Origin of the sequence: Fodinibius sp. Rm-B-1B1-1 (assembly GCF_038594945.1) — a bacterium.
GTDB classification, from domain to species: domain Bacteria; phylum Bacteroidota; class Rhodothermia; order Balneolales; family Balneolaceae; genus Fodinibius; species Fodinibius alkaliphilus.
This window is the reverse complement of the sequence record NZ_JBCFYD010000001.1, coordinates 928,389-951,667: the sequence shown is the minus strand read 5'-3', so window position 1 is coordinate 951,667 and position 23,279 is coordinate 928,389. Positions and strand designations below refer to the sequence as shown.

Sequence of the window (23,279 nt, the reverse complement as noted above, 5' to 3'; positions counted from 1 at the left end):
TTATGCCTGACAGCAGACAATTGAGACACGATATCAACTTACTCTTTAATAAAAATTAAGATAAGTGTAATAAAAACATACACTTATAATATATTATGGATTCTCTTTTCCCCAAATATGACGTCATCGTAGTTGGAGCCGGTCATGCAGGTAGCGAAGCCGCAGGTGCCGCTGCAGAAATTGGTGCAAATACGCTACTTATAACAATGAACCTCGATGCCATTGCAAAAATGTCTTGCAACCCTGCCATTGGAGGTGTTGCCAAAGGGCAGCTGGTGAGAGAAATAGATGCCCTTGGCGGACTTATGGGGAAAGTTGCCGATAAATCCGGAGTACAATTTCGAATTCTTAATACCAGTAAAGGACCCGCCATGTGGAGTCCTCGCTGCCAAAGCGACCGTGCTCTATATAGCAAAACCATGCGTGAAGAGCTCGAGAAAAAAGAAAATCTCCACTTTCGCCAGGATAATGTCGTTGATGTATTAACAACTGATGATGGCAAAAAGGCTAAAGGGGTAAAAACTTCAACTGGGCAAGTTTTTGAAGCCGATGCAGTTATCCTTACAACTGGCACCTTTGGTAATGGATTAATGCACATTGGCGATACTAATTTTGGTGGTGGACGTTCAGGCGAACGAGCATCTATTGGAATTTCTGCCGCCCTTGAGGACTTAGGCTTTGAAGTAGGTCGACTTAAAACCGGAACCCCTCCTCGTATTGACGGACGATCGATTGACTATGACAAACTGGAAATCCAGTACGGAGATGAAGATCCGAACGCATTTTCCTTTATGACTGAATCTCTTCCATCAAGAGAAGAACAACTTACTTGTTGGATTGGGAATACAAATGAGGAAGTCCATGATATGCTCCGTTCCGGATTTGATCGAAGCCCTATGTTCAATGGTACTATTGAATCTACCGGACCGCGCTATTGTCCTTCTATTGAAGATAAAATTAATCGTTTTTCTGATAAGGATAGCCACCAGTTATTTTTAGAGCCCGAAGGATGGAATACCTATGAGATGTATCTCAATGGATTTTCGACTTCTCTTCCTGAGGATGTACAGTATAAAGCACTTCGTACTATTCCTGGATTTGAGAATGCCGTAATGCTTCGTCCAGGTTATGCTATTGAGTATGACTACTTTCCTCCCTATCAAATTCGTCGTAGTATGGAAACAAAAATAACCGAAGGACTTTTCTTTGCCGGCCAAATTAACGGCACTACTGGTTACGAAGAAGCTGGCTGCCAAGGACTTATGGCGGGTATTAATGCGGCTCGAAAAGTTCAGGGAAAAGAGGAGTTCATCCTAAAAAGATCCGAAGCATATATTGGAGTACTTATTGATGACCTCATCACAAAAGGCACCGAAGAACCTTATCGGATGTTCACCTCTCGTGCAGAACACCGTATTCTGCTTCGTCAAGATAATGCAGACCTGCGTCTTACAGAACTGGGACATAAAATTGGGCTGGCTTCTAGTAAACGCTTCGAGAAATTTCAGGCAAAGAAAGAAGCTATCGATCAGATTCATGATCTTTTTGCTGATTATACCGTTTATCCCGAAAAAATGGATCCCATGCTCAAAGAACAAGATACCTCTACCCTTTCGCAACCGGTAAAAGCAAAAACGCTTATTCCTCGACCCGAGCTTTCCATCTTTAATCTGATGGATGCGGATCCCGAATTAAAAGATAAAGCTCACGAGATCACTACTGATGAACTTGTTTTTGAACAAGTAGAAATACAGATAAAATATGCGGGCTATATCGAAAAAGAATTTGAGATGGTAGAGGAAATGAAAAAACAGGAGGACACCCTCATTCCTGACGAGCTTGACTATGGGAAGATTAACAGCCTTTCATCAGAAGGCCAGCAAAAAATGGAACGGATTCGGCCGGAAACACTTGGACAAGCAAGTCGCATTAGTGGCGTCTCCCCCAGCGATGTCTCTGTTCTCATGGTGTACCTAAATAATTAATCCCTTTTAACAACCTATTAACCCACAAACACATAGTTTCACGTGGAACAACACAATATTATCCGCACTTCTGTTTCACGTGAAACGTTTGAAGAAACAGATGCACTAATTCAGAATAATCGTCTGCAGCTTGAGAATTATTTAGATCAACTTCTCTGGTGGAATAAACGCGTAAACCTTGTAAGTCGCGACGTTCCACGTGAAACTATTTGGGAACACATTCGCCACTCTCTCATTATTTCTCATCTTGATATTTTTAAGAATGAAGACTTAATCATTGATACTGGTACCGGAGGAGGACTCCCAGGTATTCCTCTGGCTATTACTCATCCCGAAAAACATTTCGTGCTCAATGATTTGGTAACCAAAAAATGCCTGGCAATGAAGCAAATCGCCCAAAAACTACAGCTCCAAAATATTGGTATTATTGATGGATCTATAGAAGAATTACAACACGATGATGAATGCCTTCTTATTTCAAAACATGCGTTTAAGATTAGCGATATCATAAGAATGAGCTACCATCTTACCTGGAAAAAGATGATACTTTACAAGGGCTTGGAATTTGAAAAAGAAATTAAAGATATCCCACAGCAACTAACCATAAACTGTATGGACCTTTCCCAAAACTCTGATTTTTACCAAGGGAAATCTATTGTAATTATAGATCGGCCCTAACCCTTCCCCTTTTCTTTACTGACAAGTCCTCCACTTTCAATTATATTAGGGGCTCATCTTTGATCACCATAATAGAATCAGGAATATATGAATAGTTCTGAGCGAAGAATGAAGCTGATCCTTATGCTTCAGCAGTCAAACAGCCGCATAACGGTAGATAAAATTGCCGAAAAATTTAACATTAGCCGCCGTACCGTCTTTCGGGATTTTAATGCCCTCTCGGAAATGAATGTCCCCGTAACTCATGACAAATATCATGGGTATGGTATTATGCAGGGATATAAAATTCCCCCACTAATGTTTACTAATAAAGAATTGGCAACTATTATGGTAGGGCTGAATTTTGTTAAATCCCAGGTTGACCAAAAACTAATCGAAGATGCCAAAGGAGTGGAGTTGAAAATTAAAGAAGTGGTCCCCGATAATCTCCGAGACTTTATGGATTCACTTGAAGAACGAACCGTTGTTGACCCCTATTTAAATTTTGGCGCTGAAAAAACGAAGGGCGGTGATTGGTATATCATTAGCAATGCTATCGCAGAAAATAAATCAATAAAATTTAACTACCGTGCAAAATCCTCGGAAGAAATTACCAGCCGGAAAATTGATCCCTATATTATTGTTTTTTATCGCGATCACTGGAATGTCATTGGCTACTCCCACAAAAGAGACGATACCCGCAATTTTTTGCTCGATCGCATGTCAAGTATCAATATTTTGGGTGAAGATTTTGTCCCATATGGCAAAATCGACGTAGAAGGACTTATTTTTCGATCTGAGGGGAAACCCCATAAAATAATAGTAGATGTATCCAAAAAGGTTTTAAAGCGTTTTAAAGCTAATCTGCCGACAAAAATAATTAAGAAAAAAGAAAAAAATCCTAATTTATTTAGGATTAGCTTTGAGTTCGACAATTTGGACTTTATCAATGAATGGTTGCTGCAATTTCCAAAAGATGTTAAAATAGTTAGTCCAGAAGTTCTATTAGAAAAAAGGAATAAACTACTTGAAGAAATGATGGAGGAAATATGATATTATCATCAATACTTAAAATATAATTTTACTGACGGATAAAGAGAGTTAAGAAAAAATCGAGAGAATCTATAACTATTGCGACCAATGGTTTGAGCAGTATCCTTCCACTTCTCAGTGTTTTTCTATTTGCAACTACAAGCCAAAAATTCTGGGACCAAACAAAGAATCTTTCTACTATAATTTTAAAAGTTATTGAGGATGCCGCAGAAGATTTGAGAATTGCTTTTCAATCACATTAATTATAAAAAAGACCTGAACAAAAAGTGAGAACATGTAGAACATCATCCGATAGCAAAATAGTCCAAAATTATATTTCCCAGGTCAACATCTGGTTTAATAACTGAAAATCATTATTTAATAAAAGGGAGGCGGAACTGGATAAGTTTGTGGGAATCGATATTCTAAAAGAACATATTTTCCAGTAAACAGATAAACGTAAGAACTTTAAAGAAGTGATACGAAGGTATCAGCATCAAATATCAGTAAAGCTTATGCGTGCCCTAACTGACAAATTGAATCACTCCCTTTCGAAAAAAAAACTCAATACGTAATAATCATAACAGCTCCGCAAAAATTACCTTGCTGGTATCGACTATTCATTAACTAACTGGGGTGGATTGCCAAATGCATTCCCTGAAAACGTAGATGAGTTGTTCCCATTAATGGCACTATGGGAACAACTCTAAGTCAAATAGAAGAAACGTTTTCAGATGCCCAAAATTTTAAGCCCAGGTCTTGACGATTAAGTAGTAAAACCTACCAAATAAAAAACCCCGACAGCTTTTGAAGACTGTCAGGGTTTAGACCTTAGTTCTTATCTACTTAGTTAGACCGTTTCGTCCTCTTCTTCGTTTACGACACGAGTAACAGCAGCAATCTTCCCTTCTGAATCGAGACGCATAATACGAACACCCTGAGTATTTCTACCCATGGTTCGAATGCCATCACAACTCATCCGGATAACCTTACCGCCTTCAGTAATAACCATCAGGTCATCTTTATCAGAAACATCTTTGAGAGCAATAAGTTCGCCAGTCTTCTTTGTTACTTTAAGCGTAATCACTCCTTTACCACCACGGCTTTGCTCCCGATAATCTTCTACCAGCGAACGCTTACCGTATCCATTTTCAGAAATTGCAAGAACGGTAGCACCGTGTGTGTTTTTGATAACGACCATATCAACGAGCTCATCATCATCTGCAAGATCCATCCCCTTAACTCCAGAAGTATTACGCCCCATATCTCGGACTTCATCTTCATGGAATCGAATAGCTCGTCCTTTCTTATTAGCAAGAATAACATTGCTTTCCCCATCGGTGAGAGCAGCCTCTAAGAGAGAATCACCTTCATTAATATTGATGGCAATAATACCATCTCGACGGGGACGACTGTAAGCTTCGAGGGTCGTTTTCTTAACCTTACCCTCCTTAGTTGCCATAATGATGTAATTATTATTGATGTATTCCTCGTCATCCAGCGTTTTCACCGGAACAAACGTTTTAATGGAATCATCCTTATCAATATCAATAAGATTTACAATAGCACGTCCGCGAGCGGTTCGGGAACCTTCTGGGATTTCATAGACCTTAAGCCAGTAACATTGTCCTTTTTCTGTAAAAAACAGAATGTAATTATGGTTCGTAGCTACAAAAAGATGTTCTACATATTCGTCATCTTTTGTGGTTGTACCTTTCATGCCTTTACCGCCACGCTTCTGTCGGCGATAACCACTAACAGGCATTCGCTTAATAAAGCCTTTATTTGATATGGTAACCACCACATCCTCATCAGCAATCATATCCTCTACGCTGAAATCTTCAGCTGAGTGTACAATTTGCGTACGGCGCTCATCACCATAACGATCTTTAATTTCCAAAAGCTCATCTTTAATAATTGACTTCTGGCGATCACGGTTGGAGAGAATTTCACGATAATCCGCAATTTTCTCTGCAATCTCATTGTATTCAACCTCAATCTTATCGCGCTCCAAACCAGTAAGTTTTTGCAAACGCATATCCAAAATAGCCTTTGCCTGGATATCTGTAAGCGCAAATTTAGAACGTAATGCCTCATTGGCTTCTTGCGGACTATTGGAAGCTCGAATCGTTTTGATCACCTCATCAAGATCATCAAGTGCAATTTTAAGCCCCTCAAGAATATGAGCTCGTGATTCTGCCTGGTCAAGATCATAGAGCGTTCGTCGAATAACAACTTCAACACGATGCTCTACATAGTGATAAATTAATTCTTTAAGCGGCATCACTTTCGGTCGGCCTTTCACCAAGGCAAGACTAATTACGCCGAAAGTAGTCTGCATCTGCGTATATTTGTACAGCTGATTAAGCACAATACCTGCATTGGCAGTACGCTTAAGCACAACAACGATACGCATTCCATCACGATCAGATTCATCACGAATCTCAGATATTTCGTCGATCTTTTCGTTTTGCGTTAACTTCGCAATCTTTTTAACAAGCGTTGTCTTATTTACCTGATATGGAATTTCTGTAATAACAATTTGCTCACGTCCACGACGAAGCTCTTCAGTTGTACAACGAGCACGCAGCGTAATCTTACCACGTCCCGTTTCATATGCTTCCTTAACACCTTCATATCCATAAATGATACCACCAGTGGGAAAGTCAGGAGCCGGAATATGTTCCATTAGCACCTTGCATTCGATATCAGGATTATCCAGGTAAGCAACAATCCCATCAATCGTTTCCGTCAAATTGTGAGGGGCCATATTCGTGGCCATCCCCACAGCAATACCTGAAGCCCCATTGAGTAGCATGTTTGGCAACATACTTGGAAGGACGGTAGGCTCTTGCAGGGTATCATCAAAGTTATCATTAAAATCAACGGTCTCTTTGTTGATATCCGTGAGCATTTCCTCAGCAATACGCTCCATGCGTGTTTCTGTATAACGCATAGCCGCCGCAGAGTCTCCGTCAATAGAACCAAAGTTCCCTTGTCCATCGACCAGTGGATAACGCAGAGAAAAATCTTGCACCATCCGTACAATGGAATCATAGACAGCTGAATCGCCGTGAGGGTGATACTTACCGAGCACCTCACCAACAATACGAGCACTCTTCTTATAATTTCTATTGTGGAGCATGCCCAATTCACTCATCCCATAAAGAATACGTCGGTGAACGGGCTTCAAGCCGTCCCGAACATCGGGCAGGGCACGAGATACAATAACCGACATCGAGTAATCGATATAGGCCGATTGCATCTCATCTTCAATTGCAATAGGTATAATTTTATCTCTTGCCATGGATAATGTTTAGTACAGTGTTAAAATTAAATTCCTGAAAGTGCTAAGGTTTAGTACGTGTTGGGTCTTAGAATTAAGTCCTTGCCCCCACTCCAGCACTATGATTTAAATATCAAGCGTTGCGTATTTAGCATTACGCTCAATAAATTCCCGGCGTGGCTGTACATCAGATCCCATCAATCGGGAGAACAATTTGTCAGCAGCGGCGGCATTTTCAACCGTTACTTGCTGCAAAGTTCGTGTTTCGGGATCCATTGTGGTTTCCCAAAGCTGCTCAGGATTCATCTCCCCGAGTCCCTTATAACGAGAAACATCAAACTTATAACGGGATTTACGATGCTCCTTAACCAATTTACGACGAGTTTCTTCGTCCCAAGCATACTCGATATTACCGCGGCTGTCTGTAATTTTATACAGCGGCGGCATCGCAATATACACGTGCCCATTTTCAATAATGGGTTTCATATACCGGTAAAAGAAGGTAAGCAACAGCGTACGGATGTGTGACCCATCAACGTCTGCATCCGTCATAAGAATAATCTTATGGTACCGTAGCTCTTCTAAGTTGAAATCCTCTTCTGAGTGTCCAACACCAGCACCGAAGGCCGTAATCATCGCCTGAATTTCATTATTTTCCAGAATGCGATTGATCTTAGCCTTTTCGGTATTCAAAATCTTACCACGCAATGGCAGAATGGCTTGAAAACTTCGATTTCGTCCCATCTTTGCTGATCCACCGGCCGAGTCACCCTCCACCAGGTAGATTTCACTCTGCTTAGGGTCTTTTATAGAACAATCAGCCAACTTCCCGGGAAGTCCGCCGCCACTCATCGCACTTTTACGCTGGATAAGTTTTCGCGCCTTTTTCGCTGCTTCACGGGCCTCAGCTGCAAGAATAACCTTCTCGAGAATCTTCTTGGCAATCTTAGGATTGCGTTCGAGGTACTCATTCATCTGTTCATAAACAATAACCTCTACAGCACTTTGTACCTCAGAGTTACCAAGTTTTGTTTTGGTCTGACCCTCAAATTGTGGTTCGGGAACCTTTACACTAAGCACAGCGGTCATTCCCTCACGGAAATCACTACCCGAAACACTTACATCACTTTTAATAAGATTATTATCCTTCGCATACTTCTTTAGTGATCGGGTAAGAGCGCGACGAAATCCGGAAATATGTGTTCCGCCTTCGCGCGTGTTAATATTATTAACGTATGAATGCACATTCTGTGAATAGCTACCGTTATATTGTATTGCCAGCTCCACAGGAACCATATCAACCTCACCCTCAATTAATATGGGCTCAGGCTGCATGGGTTCTCGATCCTCATCCAAATATTGAACAAAGTCTTTTACCCCACCTTCATAGTGGAAAGTATCTCCAAGGTCTTCATCCCGTTCATCTCTGAGATTAATTGTAATTTGTGGATTCAAGAATGCCAGCTCGCGCATCCGATCCGCAATAATATCGTACTTAAATTCTTGCGTCTGTTTAAAAATCTCAGGATCAGGAGTAAAGGTAATCGTTGTTCCTGTTTTGTCGGTTTTACCTTTAACCTTGAGCGGCTGAACCGTTGCCCCATGCTCAAATTCCATCACATAAATTTCACCGTCGCGATGAATTTCGGCATAAAAGTGGGAAGAAAGGGCATTTACACAACTAACACCAACCCCGTGCAATCCACCGGATACCTTGTAGGTATTTTTGTCAAACTTACCACCGGCATGTAACTTCGTAAGCACAACCTCAACAGCCGGAAGTTTGATTTTCGGATGCTCATCAACCGGAATTCCACGACCGTTATCTGTAATCGTGATAGATCCATCTTTATTAATAGTAACATCAAGCTGATCACAATGTCCCTCCATCGCTTCATCAATGGAGTTGTCAACCACCTCATTAATAAGGTGGTGAAGTCCGCGCTGGCCCGTATCCCCGATATACATCGCCGGACGTTTACGAACGGCCTCCAGTCCTTCTAAAACCTGAATATTTTCCGCCTTGTAATCTGATCCTTTTTTATTTGCCATAAATATAGGTATGAATGGGGTTTAAAATAATGGTGAAGACGCCTGAAAATAGGGCATAAATAAGCAAAATCAAAGAAAGTGATGGGTTTTATTGACAAATGCAGAGATGTGCTCGCAAATCAAGTTTATCCCTATTTTAAGATCTATATTTACATTCTATTATCGTTCTCCCCAGAACGGCCTAATATGTAAAAAAAATCCCTGTAAAAGAAACATTGATCTTTTTCGGGAATAAGGCTATTTTTCCAGTCTATCTGAGAAATGTAAAATAACGGTTTTATTTGATCATGGCACGTAAAGATGACATCACGGGCAAAGGAGCACAAAATGGATATCGCTCCTCAAAGTCCAACAACAAGACGAAGCATAAGTTTCAACAAAATCTGCAGAAAAAGAAATTCTATGTCCCAGAAGAAGACAAATGGGTGACCTTAAAAGTTTCTGCAAAAACGCTTCGCACAATTAATAAGAAGGGTATCCATGCCGTGCTGAAAGAAGCAAGAAAAAAAGGAACTCTCATTAAAGACGTATAATATAGCACTATGGCAAAAGGAAACAGAGTACAAGTAATTTTAGAATGCACCGAAGCTCCGGGCACGTCGCGGTATCACACTACCAAAAACCGACGTAACTCTCCTGATCGTTTGGAGTTGAAAAAATACAACCCGGTACTTCGCAAGCATACTGTTCACAAAGAAATTAAATAACGTAAGACCAGCATTAGCATTATGGCCAAGAAGAAAACGTTTGGAACCAACGAAACAGAACAAAAGTCGGGTGACCGACGCATGGCAAAAGTTATTGTTGCGCAAAAAACGGCCAACAATAAGTATGGTTATAAAGAAGCCATTATTGACGAAGATAATGTGCAGGACTTTATTAAAGAAAATAAAGACTAACACTCTTTTTTTGATTTAAAAAGAGGTTGCATCCGCAAAGGTGGATGGAGCCTTTTTTTATGAGCATGTGCTTTTATACATGTTTTTATAACCACCAATCCACGTATTATGGCTATTAAAGACCAAATCATGGCCGATCTTAAACAAGCCATGAAAAATAAAGAGCAAGATAAGCTTCGTGTACTCCGGTCATTAAAATCAAAACTGCTGGAACGCGAAATTAGTGAGCGCAAAGGCGGAGAAGGCGAACTTTCTGATGAGCAAAGTATTGAAGTGCTCATGAAAGCGGCCAAGCAGCGCAAGGAATCGATTGAGCAGTTTGAAAAAGGCGATCGGAATGATTTAGCTGAATCTGAAAAAGAGGAGCTTGAAATCATCAACTCCTACTTGCCCGAAATGCTTTCCGAAGAAGAAGTGCGTGATATCGCTCGTGAAAAAATTGACGAACTCGGGGCCAACGACATGTCAGATATGGGACAAGTTATGGGCGCCCTCATGCAAGAACTTAAAGGAAAAGCCGAAGGGTCAGTTGTAAGCAAGGTTGTAAAAGAAGAACTTTCTTAATACTTCCAGCCAATGAACCTCCTCGACTTTGTCATTCTCCTACCCATTGCATACTTCTGCTATCGGGGATTTGTCAACGGTATTATTAAGGAAGTGTTCAGTATTGTTGGAATTATTTTGGGCGTTTTTCTCACCTTTCAATATATGGATCCTGTTGGCACAGCTATCAAACCATTTTTTGAAGAAGGCGCTTCTTTTGTTCCCTTTATTTCAGCTATTATCATATTTGTCGGCACATTATCCATAGTCCATCTTGCGGCATTCCTAAGCAAAAAGTTTTTAGAAACTATTAAGCTCAACTTTGTAAATCGTATTGCGGGTGCAGGATTTGGCTTTCTGAAAAGTGGTATTGTTATTAGTGCCCTTTTGTTAATTCTGGCCGGATTTAATATCCCATCGCAAGAAACCCGACAAAATTCGGTAACCTATTCGTACATTATTTATTTAGCACCTTGGTCTTATGATACGGTAGCTGCCATATATCCGGGTGCAGAAGATTTTACGACAACCATCCAGAAGACGCTTGAGCAATATAACCCAATTGAAAACTTTCCCTTTTTAGAACAACAGAGCAATTCCTGATTATTTATGGATTTTTTACCCGTTGAAGAACAATTAGAAGTTATTAAAAGAGGTACAGTTGAAATTGTACCTGAAGAAGAGCTTGTCGAGAAGCTCAAGAAATCGAAAAAAGAAGGTAAACCCCTTAAGATAAAATTGGGTTGTGACCCTACCCGGCCCGACTTACACTTGGGGCACTCGGTGATCCTTCGAAAGCTGCGCCAGTTCCAGGATTTGGGTCACGAGGCTATCCTGATTATCGGTGATTTTACCGCACTTATTGGAGATCCCACTGGTAAAAGTGAAACGCGTCCTGCCCTTTCGCGCGAAGAGATCGAAGAAAATGCTAAAACATATCTCGATCAGGCAACTAAAATTCTGGATGAAGCAAAGACTTCAATCGTCTATAACTCAGAGTGGTTGGGGAATATGAATTTTGAGGATGTGATCAAGCTTACCTCAAAGTTAACTGTTGCTCGTATGATTGAACGGGATGACTTCTCTAAACGCTACGAAAATAACGAACCCATTTCGCTACACGAATTCTTATATCCTCTGGCACAGGGACAAGATTCTGTACACCTGCAGTCGGATGTTGAGCTGGGTGGAACAGATCAAAAATTTAACCTGCTTGTGGGACGCGAACTCCAAAAGGATGACGGTCAAGAGCCCCAAATTGCTTTAATGATGCCTTTGCTGGTTGGTACTGACGGGACCAAAAAAATGTCAAAATCCTATGACAACTACATAGGTATTACCGAAGATGCTAATGACATGTATGGCAAGGTGCTTTCCATCCCCGATGATTTAATCTACTCTTGGTTTGAGTTGGTTTCTGAGGTAGACGTTGATGAACTCCCCAAGTACAAACAAAAAATTGAGGAAGATCCGCGTAATACCAAGCACGAGCTGGCTCTTTCCATAACCAGCATTTATCATGGTGAGGAAAAAGCCAAAGCTGCTCGAGAGCACTTCGAAAAAACAGTTGTGGGGAATGCAATTCCTGATGATGCCCCAACTCTTGAGTATGAAGTGGGTACCGAAGTTCGGCTATTGGATATTGTATCCGACGCGGGCTTCACCGACAGTAACGGACAAACCAAGCGGCTCATCAAGCAGGGCGGCATCTCTATTGACGATGAAAAAGTATCTGACAAGGGATACAGCGTGACTTTTGAAGATGATACTGAGTTTACGTTGAAGGTGGGTAAGCGAAATTATGCGATTGTTAAAAGCAAGTAAATGACATTAAGTATTGCGTATTAATTTACTATACGGAATACGCAACACGAAGTTCTTCATTTTTACCAAGTCTCATTTCTTTACAGCTAATAATTAGATGCAATGCTTAAGATTTCTTCGCTAAACGTTAACGGCATTCGTGCGGCACATCGACACGGTTTTACGGATTGGATAGACCAAACGGATCCCGACATTATTTGCTTACAGGAGTTGCGCGCTATGAAACATCAGGTTCCCGGTCCGGTTCAGAAATTGGATTATCACGAAGCTTACCACACCGCCGAGAAAAAAGGATATTCGGGGGTAGGAGTTTTGTCCAAGGAGGAACCCATCCGCATAGAAAAAGGATTGGGCCTGGACTGGGTTGACAACGAGGGGCGTGTAATTATGGCAGAGTTTGAAGATCTCTATGTTTTCTCCATTTATGCGCCCAGCGGAACAACCGGCGATGAGCGTCAAGATTTAAAAATGGAATTTCTGGATTACTTCCTCCCTTTTGCACAGAAATTTCTATCAAAAAATAAGCCTGTTGTTTTTTGTGGAGACTATAATATATGCCACAAACCCATTGACATTCACAATCCGAAGAGAAATAAAAACACCTCTGGATTTTTACCTGAAGAACGAGAGTGGGTTACCCGAATGTTACAGACTGGTTTTGAGGATGTATACCGCAACCTACATGAAGGGGAAGAAGATTTATACAGCTGGTGGAGCTATCGGGCCGCATCAAAAGAACGGAATAAGGGCTGGAGAATTGATTACCACATGAGCTGCCCAGAAATGCTCGAAGCTGCCGAAGAAGCTGTTATTGAGATGGATTGGGATTTGTCTGATCACGCTCCCGTTACAATTAGCTATAACCTTTAATGGCTTTCCCATTCGTTAAACCATATATTTATGGTTGCGCATCATTCAATATTCAATAATTTAGGATAAAATAATGGGTACGCACTATCAAGGAAGCGACAGAGAAGAGAAGACGCTAAACGCATTTATTAAATTAATGAGGGCAACTGATTCACTAAACAACAGGTTGAATCGGCAGCTGAGCGATGCCGGACTAACCGTAAGTCAATTTGGAGTATTGGAAGCGCTCCTGCATTTAGGCCCTCTCAATCAAAAGGCGTTGGGCGAAAAGCTCCTGAAAAGTGGAGGTAATATTACGCTCGTTATCGATAACCTCGAAAAAAGCGGTTGGGTAGAACGTCACCAAGATCCAGAAGATCGACGTTCCATGCTCATTCATTTAACCGAGGAAGGCGAAGATTTTATTTCCAACTACTTTCCAAAACACTTGGCCAGAATCAAAAAAGAATTTGAGGTGCTTTCGGACGAAGAACTGGAGCAACTCAGCAACATCTGCAAAAAATTAGGATTACAAGAATAAGCTAATCGTAGCGAATAGCATCAGCCGGATCTACTTGCGCAGCTCTTTTGGCTGGATACCAGCTGGCCAACAGGCACAGCAGCAAACTTCCCACAAGTACAATGCTCACATCTACATAACTAATACTTACGGGATAGGCATCAATAATAAAAGCAGATGACAGTTTTATGAGCCCATATTGTTGCTGTAGCCAGCTTAGCAACAAACCTACTCCCCCACCTATTACACAACCAATAAGACCAATATAAAGTCCTTGGCGTACGAAAATATTTTTGATGTCTGATGGCGTAAAACCCATGGTAAGCAATATTCCAATATCCCTGTTTTTTTGGATAACGATCATCGTCAGCGAACCAATAATATTGAGCACTGCTACCAGTACGATAATCATTAAAATGATATAGGAACTCCATTTTTCGAGATACATTACATCGTAGAGCGGTTTCTGCAAGTCGTACCAGGTAGAAATTTCAAAGCCGGCCCCTAACAAAGACGCAACTGTTTTCTTAACTGATTCCGCTTGATCCGTATCAACTAATCGAATATCGATACCCGAAACTTTATTTCGAAGTTCGAATAATCTCTGAGCTGCTTCCTTATCTACGTATACTCCCGGTCCGTCGGTAATTTGAATTTGGGAATACGCCCCTCGTATTTCAAAACGAAAGCTGCGGGGTAATGAAAACTGAGTCAGCGATTTCCGCATCCCGGCCGCACTTAAAAGTACGACCTCATCGCCAATACGTAAATTCAGCTCATTCATCAAGCGCTCGTTAAGCAACATTCCCGGCCTTCGGTTTTGAACCGACAGGTCCAACTTTCCATCACTGATACTTTGATCCAGGTCACTTACTTCGAAATATTCTTCTGAATTAATCCCCCGAACCTGAACTACTTGATCATCACCACGCTCAAACGCCAAAAGGGCCTTCCCTTCCACATAAGAAGTCAAGGATTGCACTTCGGGAATGCCAGCAAGTTGCTGCTCCATATCCCCGGCATAGAGAAATGAATTCGAAGTAGTCGATTCTATACGCAGATCTGGATCATTCTGGAGGAGAAATCCCTGAATCACGTCAAAAAAACCGTTGAATACCGACAACACTACAATCAATAACGCTGTACCAATCGTTACCCCAACAATACTGATAATTGTTAAAGTAGAGATCAGCGAGATGTGCTTTCGCGAAAAAAGATAACGTCTGGCTACAAATCCGGTTGTTTTCATAAGCTCTGAAAATAATCATAAAAAAGAAGGATTACAGCCGATCTATCTAATTCTTTATCAGGCAACTTGTTGATTTAAAATTGACTTTTCTGATCTCAAAAAATTACATCATTATCTCAATTCAAATCAACATTAAGGAGTACGATCTTGACCTATAGAAATTATTTTTAGCTTAATTAGCACATCTTCGCTCACATCGCACAATATGAGCTGCTGGAAAAATAAACCTATCTCCTTCATCTCTCCTTAAACTATCCCAAAAAACTCTTCGTCCCTTCCATCCTAAAGTCAAGGCCATCAACTATTTACACTCAATAGCCTTAATGCATTAATAGCTATGACTTCACCTATTAAAAAATTTTAATAAATGATTGAAATTATACGCTTGATGAGCTACTGTGTGAAAAGACTTAGAAAGTCATCTATTAATAATAAAGGACTACGAACCTTGACCCTATGTCAAGGAGGTTACAGCAACCTATAAAAACAATAGAAGGACGTATGGGTAAATAATATTTCCCATCACAATTAATAATAAAACAGGGATACAATATGACACTTAACACCACAGGTATAGTTAAATCTATACCTATACCAACGGCAATTACCAAACAAACAATACGATTTTTCTGGGCAACACTCCTTATTCTATCTATTTCTGCTTCTATTTCGTTTGCCCAAATAACAGTCAGCGGTACCGTTACCTCGGCCGGAGACGGTAGTACACTACCCGGCGTTAACGTACTTGAAAAAGGAACCACAAATGGAGCCAGTACTGACAATGAGGGACATTTTGAAATTGAAGTATCCGGACCGGATGCAATCTTAGTATTTAGCTATATCGGCTACGTCTCACAAGAAGTCGAGGTAGGTCAACAGACCACTTTAGACGTACAGCTACAAGAAGATGTTGAAATGCTTGAAGATGTAGTTGTAGTAGGATACGGAGAACAAGACCGTAAAACACTAACAAGCTCTGTATCATCCGTAAACTCGGAAGATATTCAAAACACTCCGGTAGCCGGCAGTGATCAACTTATGCAAGGTCGGGCAGCTGGCGTTCAAGTTAGCAGTAATTCCGGAACCCCGGGCGGTGGAATTTTTGTCAAAATTAGGGGAACAACCTCAATTTCCGGGGGTAGTGATCCACTTTATATTGTAGATGGCGTTCCAATTGAAACCGGAAACTTTGGGCTGGATCTCGGTGGAGCAACAACCAGTGCTCTGGCTGATATCGACCCATCAGATATTGAATCTATTGAAGTATTAAAAGATGCTTCAGCCACTGCTATCTATGGAGCACGTGCAGCAAATGGAGTCGTACTCATTACTACAAAACGTGGCGACGATGCTGCGCCCTCTATTGAAGTAAGTAGTTACTATGGATTTGAAGAACCAGTAAATATGCCAGACCTGGTTAGCGGCTCAGAATTCGAAATGCTTATGAACGAAGCAGCACGTAATAACGGGGAAGCCGAACCCTATGCCAACCCACAAAATGCGACCAATACTGACTGGGCCGATCCGGTCTTTCGTACGGGGACAATTCGTAATTATGATGTTACACTCAGCGGCGGAAATGAAACAGTTAAATATTCGATATCCGGATCAAATTTTAAACAAGACGGTGTTGTAAAACCGGCCACCTACAAGCGTAACAGTGCTCGTGTAAATCTGGATCTTAATGCGACAGAAAATCTCACCGTCGGTACCAGCCTAACCTATTCGTTTTCAAATAGAAATCGGGCTCGAAATAACGACAATATTACCGGAGTTCTGGGCGGAGTGTACTTCTTGCCCCCTAATCTTCCATATTACCAAGAGGATGGCTCTTATACTAAATTCAGTATTTTTGAAAATCCTATTGCAGCGGCAGAAGAAGTCGATTTCAATATGGATGTAAACCGCTTTGTTGGAAATGTTTTTGGAGAATATGAATTCTTCCCCGGACTCACATTCCGTTCCAGCTGGAGCTACGACTACAACGAAGTCAAAGAAGATCGATACGACAACAGTTTAACAAATGGCGGTGCAGCCGTCAATGGTGATGCTCTTTCTACGGTCGCCTTAACCAGCAACTGGACCGGAGAAAATACGCTAAGCTATCTCTATAATACAGGGAACCACAACTTTTCAACGCTAATTGGTACCAGTTACCAGGAATCATCTTTTGAGCGAACAACCGCAACAGGACAACAGTTTCCAAGTGATGATTTCCAGCGTATTGAAGATGCCGCCGTCCAAACAGCTTCCTCAACAGGAACAAGCTGGGGTATTGCATCTTTCTTCGGTCGTATAAAATATGATTACGACAGAAAATATTTGGCAACTATTACCTTGCGACGAGACGGATCTTCAAGATTTGGAGAAAATAACCAATGGGGTACCTTCCCATCTATAGCATTAGGTTGGGTTCCTTCAGAAGAAGAGTTCTTTAATGTTAACTGGATCAGTAACCTCAAATTAAGAGGTAGTTACGGGATTACCGGAAACCAAAGCGGAATCAACAACTTTCAAGCACAAGGACTCTGGGGCGGCGAAAGTTATACCGACAGCCCCGGAACAAGTCCCGAGCAGCTTTCCAATCCCAACTTAAAATGGGAAACTACCAGTCAGCTTGATATCGGGTTTGATCTTGGTTTATGGGAAGATCGTGTGACAATCATGTACGATTACTATGACAAACAGACCAAAGATCTGCTTTTAGCAGTACCGGTACCCATGTCAACCGGATTTGAAGAGCTCGTACAAAACTTTGGTGCCCTCGAAAACAAAGGTATGGAACTGGCCATTAACGCCGATGCCATCCAGCGAGACGATTTTAACTGGAATGTGCAATTTAATATTGCCGGAAATCGCAATGAAGTAACACGACTCGCTTCGCCCTTTAATGTATACAATCGTGATATCTACCGTTATCAAGAAGGATACCCTATGTACTCCTTCTATTTTCACAATCAACTTGGGGTAGATTCCGAAACCGGCGAACCTATTTTTGAGGATGTCGATGGCGATGGAAGTTTTAACCCTAATTCTGACCGTAAGATTGTAGGCGATGCAAATCCCGACTTTTTCGGTGGAATAACCAATAAATTTAATTTCAAAGGGTTCGACCTTTCTGTCTTTTTTCAATACAGTTACGGTAACGATCAGTTAAATTGGAACCGATTTTTCCAGGAGCACGGTGGTACTCGTAATACCAGTTATCTGTCATCGCAACTGGATCGCTGGCAAGAACCAGGTGATCAAACAATGGTGCCTAAAATGACCAGTTCCAATTACGCCGGTAACCTTCGCCCATCGCGATTTGTGGAAGACGGTTCATATATCCGACTCAAAAACGCCACGCTCGGATATACCATCCCCGATTCCTTTTTATCAAAGCTTGGTTTTAACATCTCACGAGCCCGCTTTTACGTAACAGGACAAAATCTGTTGACTTTTACTAACTACAGCGGTCTTGATCCCGAAGTAACAGCCACTGCTACCACACAGCTTACGCGGGGAATCGAATTTTATACGATGCCACAGTCCAAAACCATCATGGGCGGCTTTGATATCACTTTTTAACTGATAAAGGATTTTTACTTATGAAATATTTAAACATAATTTTTCTCATCACATTTATAACAGCTTCAGGCTGTGACGTATTAAATCAGGATCCCCAGACTGCAATATCAGAAGATAATGCCATCCGGGATCTTAAAAGTGCCAATGCAGCATTAAATGGCTTATATAGTCAATTGCAATCCAATGATTATTACGGCAGCAACTTTCAAATTATAAGTGATGTTACTTCCGATATTTCCCAAAGCGTTGGTACTTGGGATTTTTATCGAGAAATGGACACCTATGTAACATCACCTGGAAACCTGGAAAACCGAAACCTGTGGTCACAGGCCTATGCAGCGGTAAATCATGCGAACAATATTATTACCGATGTTCAGAATCTTGACGAGATTTCACAGGAAAATAAGGATCAAATTTTAGGAGAGGCTTACTTCATTCGAGCATTAGCTTTCTTCGACTTAACACGAACCTTTGGCGGTGTTCCCGGTGAGGCTGGAACAATGGGCGTTCCCCTTCCTACCGAACCCTCCCGCCAAATTGATGAAAGCAGTTTTCCCGAACGGGCATCTATTGAAGCTTCTTACAACCAGGTAAAGTCAGATTTACAAGCCGCCGAAAGCCGGTTATCGGGATTTGATTCTCCCAATCGCGTATCTGGAGCTGCCGTACAGGCATTGTTTTCACGGTATTACCTTTATACCCAAGACTTTGATCTTGCCGAACAATACGCCACAGATGTGATTGGCAACTCAAACTTTGAACTGGTAGAAAACTTCGCCGATATTTTTATCGACGAAAACACCTCTGAAGCAATCTTCGAACTGGCCTATAATACCACCGATGCTAATGACATTCGGTTCTGGTATTATCCCTCAAGTGGAGGTGGCCGTGGCGATATCGCTATTCATGACGAATATGCTGAAATGGTGACTTCTCGATCGGATGATGAACGCGGAGCTCTTATCGCATTTGATGACAATGTGGGCGTATACTACCCAACCAAATATCAAAAATCTGGCAGCGATGATAATATTCAAATTTTGAGATTGGCAGAATTATACCTCAACCGTGCCGAGGCTCGTGCCCGACAGCAAACACCCAACTTGACAGGTGCTTTGTCGGATCTGAACGAAATCCGTAATCGAGCCGGCCTCCAGGATACCACCGGTACCGGGGTTGACGAACCAGAAGAAGTTCTTCAAGCTATTGAAAAAGAACGCGGCATTGAATTTATCGAAGAAGGACACCGCTGGCATGATTTGGTCCGCACAGGACGCGCAACCACCGTACTCACAAATATAGATCGTTCAAACAGCGACCCGGTATCACTCGATAATCCCGGTCGTTTGGTATTTCCAATCCCATCGCGCGACATCGATGCCAACGATAATTTAGACCAAAACGAGGCCTATCAATAAGCAACAACTACTTCCCCGGTAAACCCATCTTGCCGGGGATTTCAATCTATCCTACAAAAATTTCTTCACAAGATTTTACCTAATACGGTAATTCATTTTTTATACATTGCTTTTTCTATGATGGGATCAACTAACTTCAACACAAAACAGGGATATATGTTACGATGTAATAAAAAGTTCAAATGGGGCATGGCAACCATTGTTGCTCTGCTTTTTATGGGGATTTCATTCTCTGCCGAAGCTCAACGCTTTGGTGGATCAGATCAAGCTGAAGGCATTGATGAGGTCTCGTTTGAGGCACCCTATCTGCAAAATTTAGAATACAGAAATATCGGACCCTTTCGCGGTGGACGATCGGTGGCTGTAACCGGCCATCCGGACCAACCAGATACCTATTATACCGGATTTACCGGCGGTGGGGTATATAAAACAACCGATGGCGGAAAAAACTGGATGAACGTATCAGACGGGGATTTTAAAACGGGATCCGTAGGTGCCCTGACAGCAGCACCCTCCAACAGTAATGTTATTTATGCAGGGATGGGAGAAACATGCATCCGTGGAAATATGTCTGCGGGAGATGGTATGTACAAAACGACGGACGGCGGAAAAAACTGGGAGCACATTGGTCTACCAGAATCTCATTTTATTGGTGAAATTGCAGTCCATCCCAAAAACGAAGATGTCGCGTGGGTAGCGGTAATGGGCCATGCATTTGGCACCGAAGGTAATGAAGAACGCGGCGTCTATAAAACCACAGATGGCGGCGACAACTGGGAAAAAGTGCTGTATCATAATAAATTTACCGGCGCTGTTGATGTCGAAGTTGACCCCACTAATCCCAATATTTTGTACGCTTCTCTTTGGGAGGCCTACCGCAATCCGTGGGAGATGTCCAGCGGTGGTGAAGGTAGTGGTCTTTATAAAAGTACTGATGGAGGAGAAACATGGACCAATATTTCTGAACGTCCTGGTATGCCCAAGGGACTAATGGGCAAAATTGGTGTAGCTATTTCTCCAGTTAACCCCGATCGCGTTTGGACCATTATTGAAAGTGATAATGGTGGTGTCTTTCGCTCTGATGACAGCGGCAAAACCTGGAACCGTGTCAACAGCGAGCGAAATCTTCGTCAACGCGCCTGGTACTATACTCATATTGTAGCTGATACCGAGGACGAAGATGAAGTGTACGTTCTAAATGTAGGATTCTATAAATCTACCGACGGCGGTGAATCGTTTGATCGTATTGGTACCCCCCACGGCGATCATCATGATCTCTGGATCGATCCAAATGATGGCGATCGTATGGTGATAGCTGATGACGGCGGTGGACAGGTTTCCTATAACGAAGGAAAAAGCTGGTCAGAATACCACAAATATGCTACCGCACAGTTTTACCAGGTAATTACCGATAATGAATTTCCCTACCGCATTTATGGAGCCCAGCAAGATAACAGTACAGTAGGCATCAAAAGTCGCACGGCCGACTACGGTATTGAAACCCGCGACTGGCATCCCGTAGCCGGTGGAGAAAGTGGCTATATTGCCCCTGATCCAGAAAATCCCAATGTAACCTATGGTGGTAGTTACGGTGGATACTTTAATAAATTTAACGACTTTACGGATCAAAGCGATCGTATTGATGTGTGGCCTGACAATCCCATGGGCGCCGGTGCCGAGGATCTGAAATATCGTTTCCAATGGACCTTCCCCATTTATATTTCACCTCACAACCCGGATATCCTATATGCCACTTCGCAGTTTGTACATCGGTCCGATAATGAGGGCATGAGCTGGGATACCATCAGCAAAGATTTAACGCGAAATGATAAGTCTAAGCAGGGAGAATCGGGCGGACCGATTACCAAAGATGATACCAGTGTTGAGTATTATAATACCATTTTCACTTTTGCTGAATCACCGGTTGAGCCGGGTGTTCTATGGACGGGTGCCGACGATGGGCTTATTCATGTAAGTCGCGATAATGGTGACAGCTGGACCGAAGTAACACCAAAAGGTATGCCCGAAGCGATGGCCAGCATCATTGATCCATCCCCTCATGATGCAGGTACAGCATACCTGGCTGCCACGCGTTATAAGTTTGATGACTTTCAGCCGATGCTTTACAAAACGGATGATTACGGAAAAAGCTGGACCAAGATTACTACTGGTATTCCCAGCAAAGATTTCACGCGCGTGATTCGCGAAGATCCCAATAAAGAAGGGTTACTTTATGCCGGAACCGAAACGGGCGTTTATATTTCGTTCAATGATGGTGAACTCTGGCAGCCGCTTCAGCTCAACTTGCCTGCTGTGCCTATCACTGATCTAACAATTCACAAACGCGACAAAGATTTAGTTGTAGCAACGCAGGGTCGTTCGTTCTGGGTACTGGATGATTTATCAGTACTACATCAGTTGGGAGAAAATGTTACCGAATCTGACTACTATCTCTATCAACCGGAAACAACCTATCTGTTTGGAAATCACACCGAACCTGAACCCGGACAAACACTGGGCGAAAATCCCAAAGATGGCGTGGTAGTCCACTACAATCTCAATACGGAAATTTCTGATCAGGAGGTGGAACTACAATTTGCTGAATCGGACGGCGATGTCATTCGTACCTTTTCTAATAAGGAAGATTTAGATGGCAATGAAGTAAAAGAATCCGAGGAATTCCATGAAAAAGAAAACGAGGTCCCTTCTGATGTACTTACCACCAAACAGGGACAAAATACCTTTGTTTGGAATATGGAATACCCCGGTGCAGCTGACCTTGATGGACGACAAATTTTATGGGCCGGTTCTACCGATGGTCCTTCGGCCGTGCCCGGTACGTACGAGGTTCGCTTAATTGTTGATGATCAAACACTGATGAGCCAACAGTTTGAGATCACCAAGGATCCGCGTATTGATGTTACACAGGATGATTTTGAGGCGCAGTTCGACCTGCATGAGACGATTATTAGCAAGCTGGACACAACACACAAAACCATCAACCGTATTCGCGAAGTGCGGGAAGAGTTGAATGGCATAAAATCGGATTACTCCAATAATCAAGAAGTACAAGAACGTGTTGATGCTATGCTGACTACGCTTTCTGACGTTGAAGGGGAGCTGATGCAAACCAAGGCCGAGTCGTTCCAGGATGTGCTGAACTACCCCATCAAACTAAACAATAAGCTGGCTTCGCTTGCGAACACCGTTGGCTCTGGTGATGGGCGTCCCACCGAACAGCAATATGCGGTGTACGAAGAGTTGGCCAATAAAGTAGATGAACAGTTCAAACGCATTGAACCCATCTTAGAAGGAGATGCTTCTGAACTTATCCAAGAGATGGATCAAGAAGCAATTCCGATAGAAAATTAATATCTCATTCTAATTTAATGCCT

The 23,279-nt window shown here is 42.1% G+C and carries 17 protein-coding genes; 14 read left to right on the top strand and 3 right to left on the bottom strand.

Features of this window, described 5'->3' with window-relative positions; genetic code table 11:
* Positions 1-95: 95 nt before the first annotated feature.
* The 3 genes from mnmG to AAFH98_RS04360 all read left to right on the top strand — a co-directional run bounded on the left by mnmG (position 96) and on the right by AAFH98_RS04360 (position 3,695).
* Positions 96-1,985, top strand: coding sequence for a tRNA uridine-5-carboxymethylaminomethyl(34) synthesis enzyme MnmG (gene mnmG / locus AAFH98_RS04370; protein WP_342521460.1), 1,890 nt, complete (start codon positions 96-98; stop codon positions 1,983-1,985).
* A gap of 42 nt (positions 1,986-2,027) precedes the next feature.
* The gene (locus tag AAFH98_RS04365; protein ID WP_342521459.1) at positions 2,028-2,663 is read left to right on the top strand and encodes a 16S rRNA (guanine(527)-N(7))-methyltransferase RsmG; all 636 of its coding nucleotides are present in this window, start codon (positions 2,028-2,030) and stop codon (positions 2,661-2,663) included.
* Between the two features lie 87 nt (positions 2,664-2,750).
* Positions 2,751-3,695, top strand: a complete 945-nt coding sequence (locus AAFH98_RS04360) for a helix-turn-helix transcriptional regulator (RefSeq protein WP_342521458.1) — start codon at positions 2,751-2,753, stop codon at positions 3,693-3,695.
* Positions 3,696-4,524: 829 nt separating this feature from the next.
* Here the strand turns inward: AAFH98_RS04360 and gyrA are convergent.
* Both gyrA and gyrB read right to left on the bottom strand, forming a co-directional pair.
* Positions 4,525-6,981, bottom strand: a complete 2,457-nt coding sequence (gene gyrA / locus AAFH98_RS04355; protein ID WP_342521457.1) for a DNA gyrase subunit A — start codon at positions 6,979-6,981, stop codon at positions 4,525-4,527.
* 105 nt (positions 6,982-7,086) lie between these two features.
* Positions 7,087-9,012 carry a DNA topoisomerase (ATP-hydrolyzing) subunit B gene (gene gyrB, locus AAFH98_RS04350; protein ID WP_342521456.1) on the bottom strand — a complete coding sequence of 642 codons (1,926 nt, stop codon included), beginning with the start codon at positions 9,010-9,012 and terminating at the stop codon, positions 7,087-7,089.
* Between the two features lie 287 nt (positions 9,013-9,299).
* On the opposite strand from gyrB, the gene rpmB reads away from it, so the two are divergent.
* The 8 genes from rpmB (at position 9,300) to AAFH98_RS04310 (ending at position 13,668) form a co-directional block, all read left to right on the top strand.
* Positions 9,300-9,545, top strand: coding sequence for a 50S ribosomal protein L28 (gene rpmB / locus AAFH98_RS04345; protein WP_342521455.1), 246 nt, complete (start codon positions 9,300-9,302; stop codon positions 9,543-9,545).
* 9 nt (positions 9,546-9,554) lie between these two features.
* The gene (gene rpmG, locus AAFH98_RS04340; protein ID WP_095607703.1) at positions 9,555-9,719 is read left to right on the top strand and encodes a 50S ribosomal protein L33; all 165 of its coding nucleotides are present in this window, start codon (positions 9,555-9,557) and stop codon (positions 9,717-9,719) included.
* Between the two features lie 21 nt (positions 9,720-9,740).
* Entirely contained in the window at positions 9,741-9,911 is a 171-nt protein-coding gene (locus AAFH98_RS04335; protein WP_342521454.1) for a DUF4295 domain-containing protein, read from the top strand.
* Positions 9,912-10,019: 108 nt separating this feature from the next.
* Positions 10,020-10,475, top strand: coding sequence for a GatB/YqeY domain-containing protein (locus AAFH98_RS04330; RefSeq protein WP_342521453.1), 456 nt, complete (start codon positions 10,020-10,022; stop codon positions 10,473-10,475).
* A gap of 12 nt (positions 10,476-10,487) precedes the next feature.
* Positions 10,488-11,057 carry a CvpA family protein gene (locus AAFH98_RS04325; protein WP_342521452.1) on the top strand — a complete coding sequence of 190 codons (570 nt, stop codon included), beginning with the start codon at positions 10,488-10,490 and terminating at the stop codon, positions 11,055-11,057.
* 6 nt (positions 11,058-11,063) lie between these two features.
* Positions 11,064-12,278, top strand: coding sequence for a tyrosine--tRNA ligase (gene tyrS, locus AAFH98_RS04320; protein ID WP_342521451.1), 1,215 nt, complete (start codon positions 11,064-11,066; stop codon positions 12,276-12,278).
* Between the two features lie 102 nt (positions 12,279-12,380).
* Positions 12,381-13,148, top strand: a complete 768-nt coding sequence (locus AAFH98_RS04315; protein ID WP_342521450.1) for an exodeoxyribonuclease III — start codon at positions 12,381-12,383, stop codon at positions 13,146-13,148.
* A gap of 73 nt (positions 13,149-13,221) precedes the next feature.
* Complete coding sequence (locus AAFH98_RS04310) at positions 13,222-13,668, top strand: MarR family winged helix-turn-helix transcriptional regulator (protein WP_342521449.1); 447 nt, start codon at positions 13,222-13,224, stop codon at positions 13,666-13,668.
* Position 13,669: 1 nt separating this feature from the next.
* On the opposite strand, the gene AAFH98_RS04305 is transcribed toward AAFH98_RS04310, so the two are convergent.
* Positions 13,670-14,896, bottom strand: coding sequence for an ABC transporter permease (locus AAFH98_RS04305; RefSeq protein WP_342521448.1), 1,227 nt, complete (start codon positions 14,894-14,896; stop codon positions 13,670-13,672).
* Positions 14,897-15,448: 552 nt separating this feature from the next.
* Here AAFH98_RS04305 and AAFH98_RS04300 point away from each other — a divergent pair.
* The 3 genes from AAFH98_RS04300 to AAFH98_RS04290 all read left to right on the top strand — a co-directional run bounded on the left by AAFH98_RS04300 (position 15,449) and on the right by AAFH98_RS04290 (position 23,256).
* On the top strand, positions 15,449-18,466 hold the full coding sequence (locus AAFH98_RS04300; RefSeq protein WP_342521447.1) for a SusC/RagA family TonB-linked outer membrane protein: 3,018 nt from the start codon (positions 15,449-15,451) through the stop codon (positions 18,464-18,466).
* Between the two features lie 20 nt (positions 18,467-18,486).
* On the top strand, positions 18,487-19,884 hold the full coding sequence (locus tag AAFH98_RS04295; protein WP_342521446.1) for a RagB/SusD family nutrient uptake outer membrane protein: 1,398 nt from the start codon (positions 18,487-18,489) through the stop codon (positions 19,882-19,884).
* 189 nt (positions 19,885-20,073) lie between these two features.
* Entirely contained in the window at positions 20,074-23,256 is a 3,183-nt protein-coding gene (locus tag AAFH98_RS04290; RefSeq protein ID WP_342521445.1) for a VPS10 domain-containing protein, read from the top strand.
* Positions 23,257-23,279: the final 23 nt, after the last annotated feature.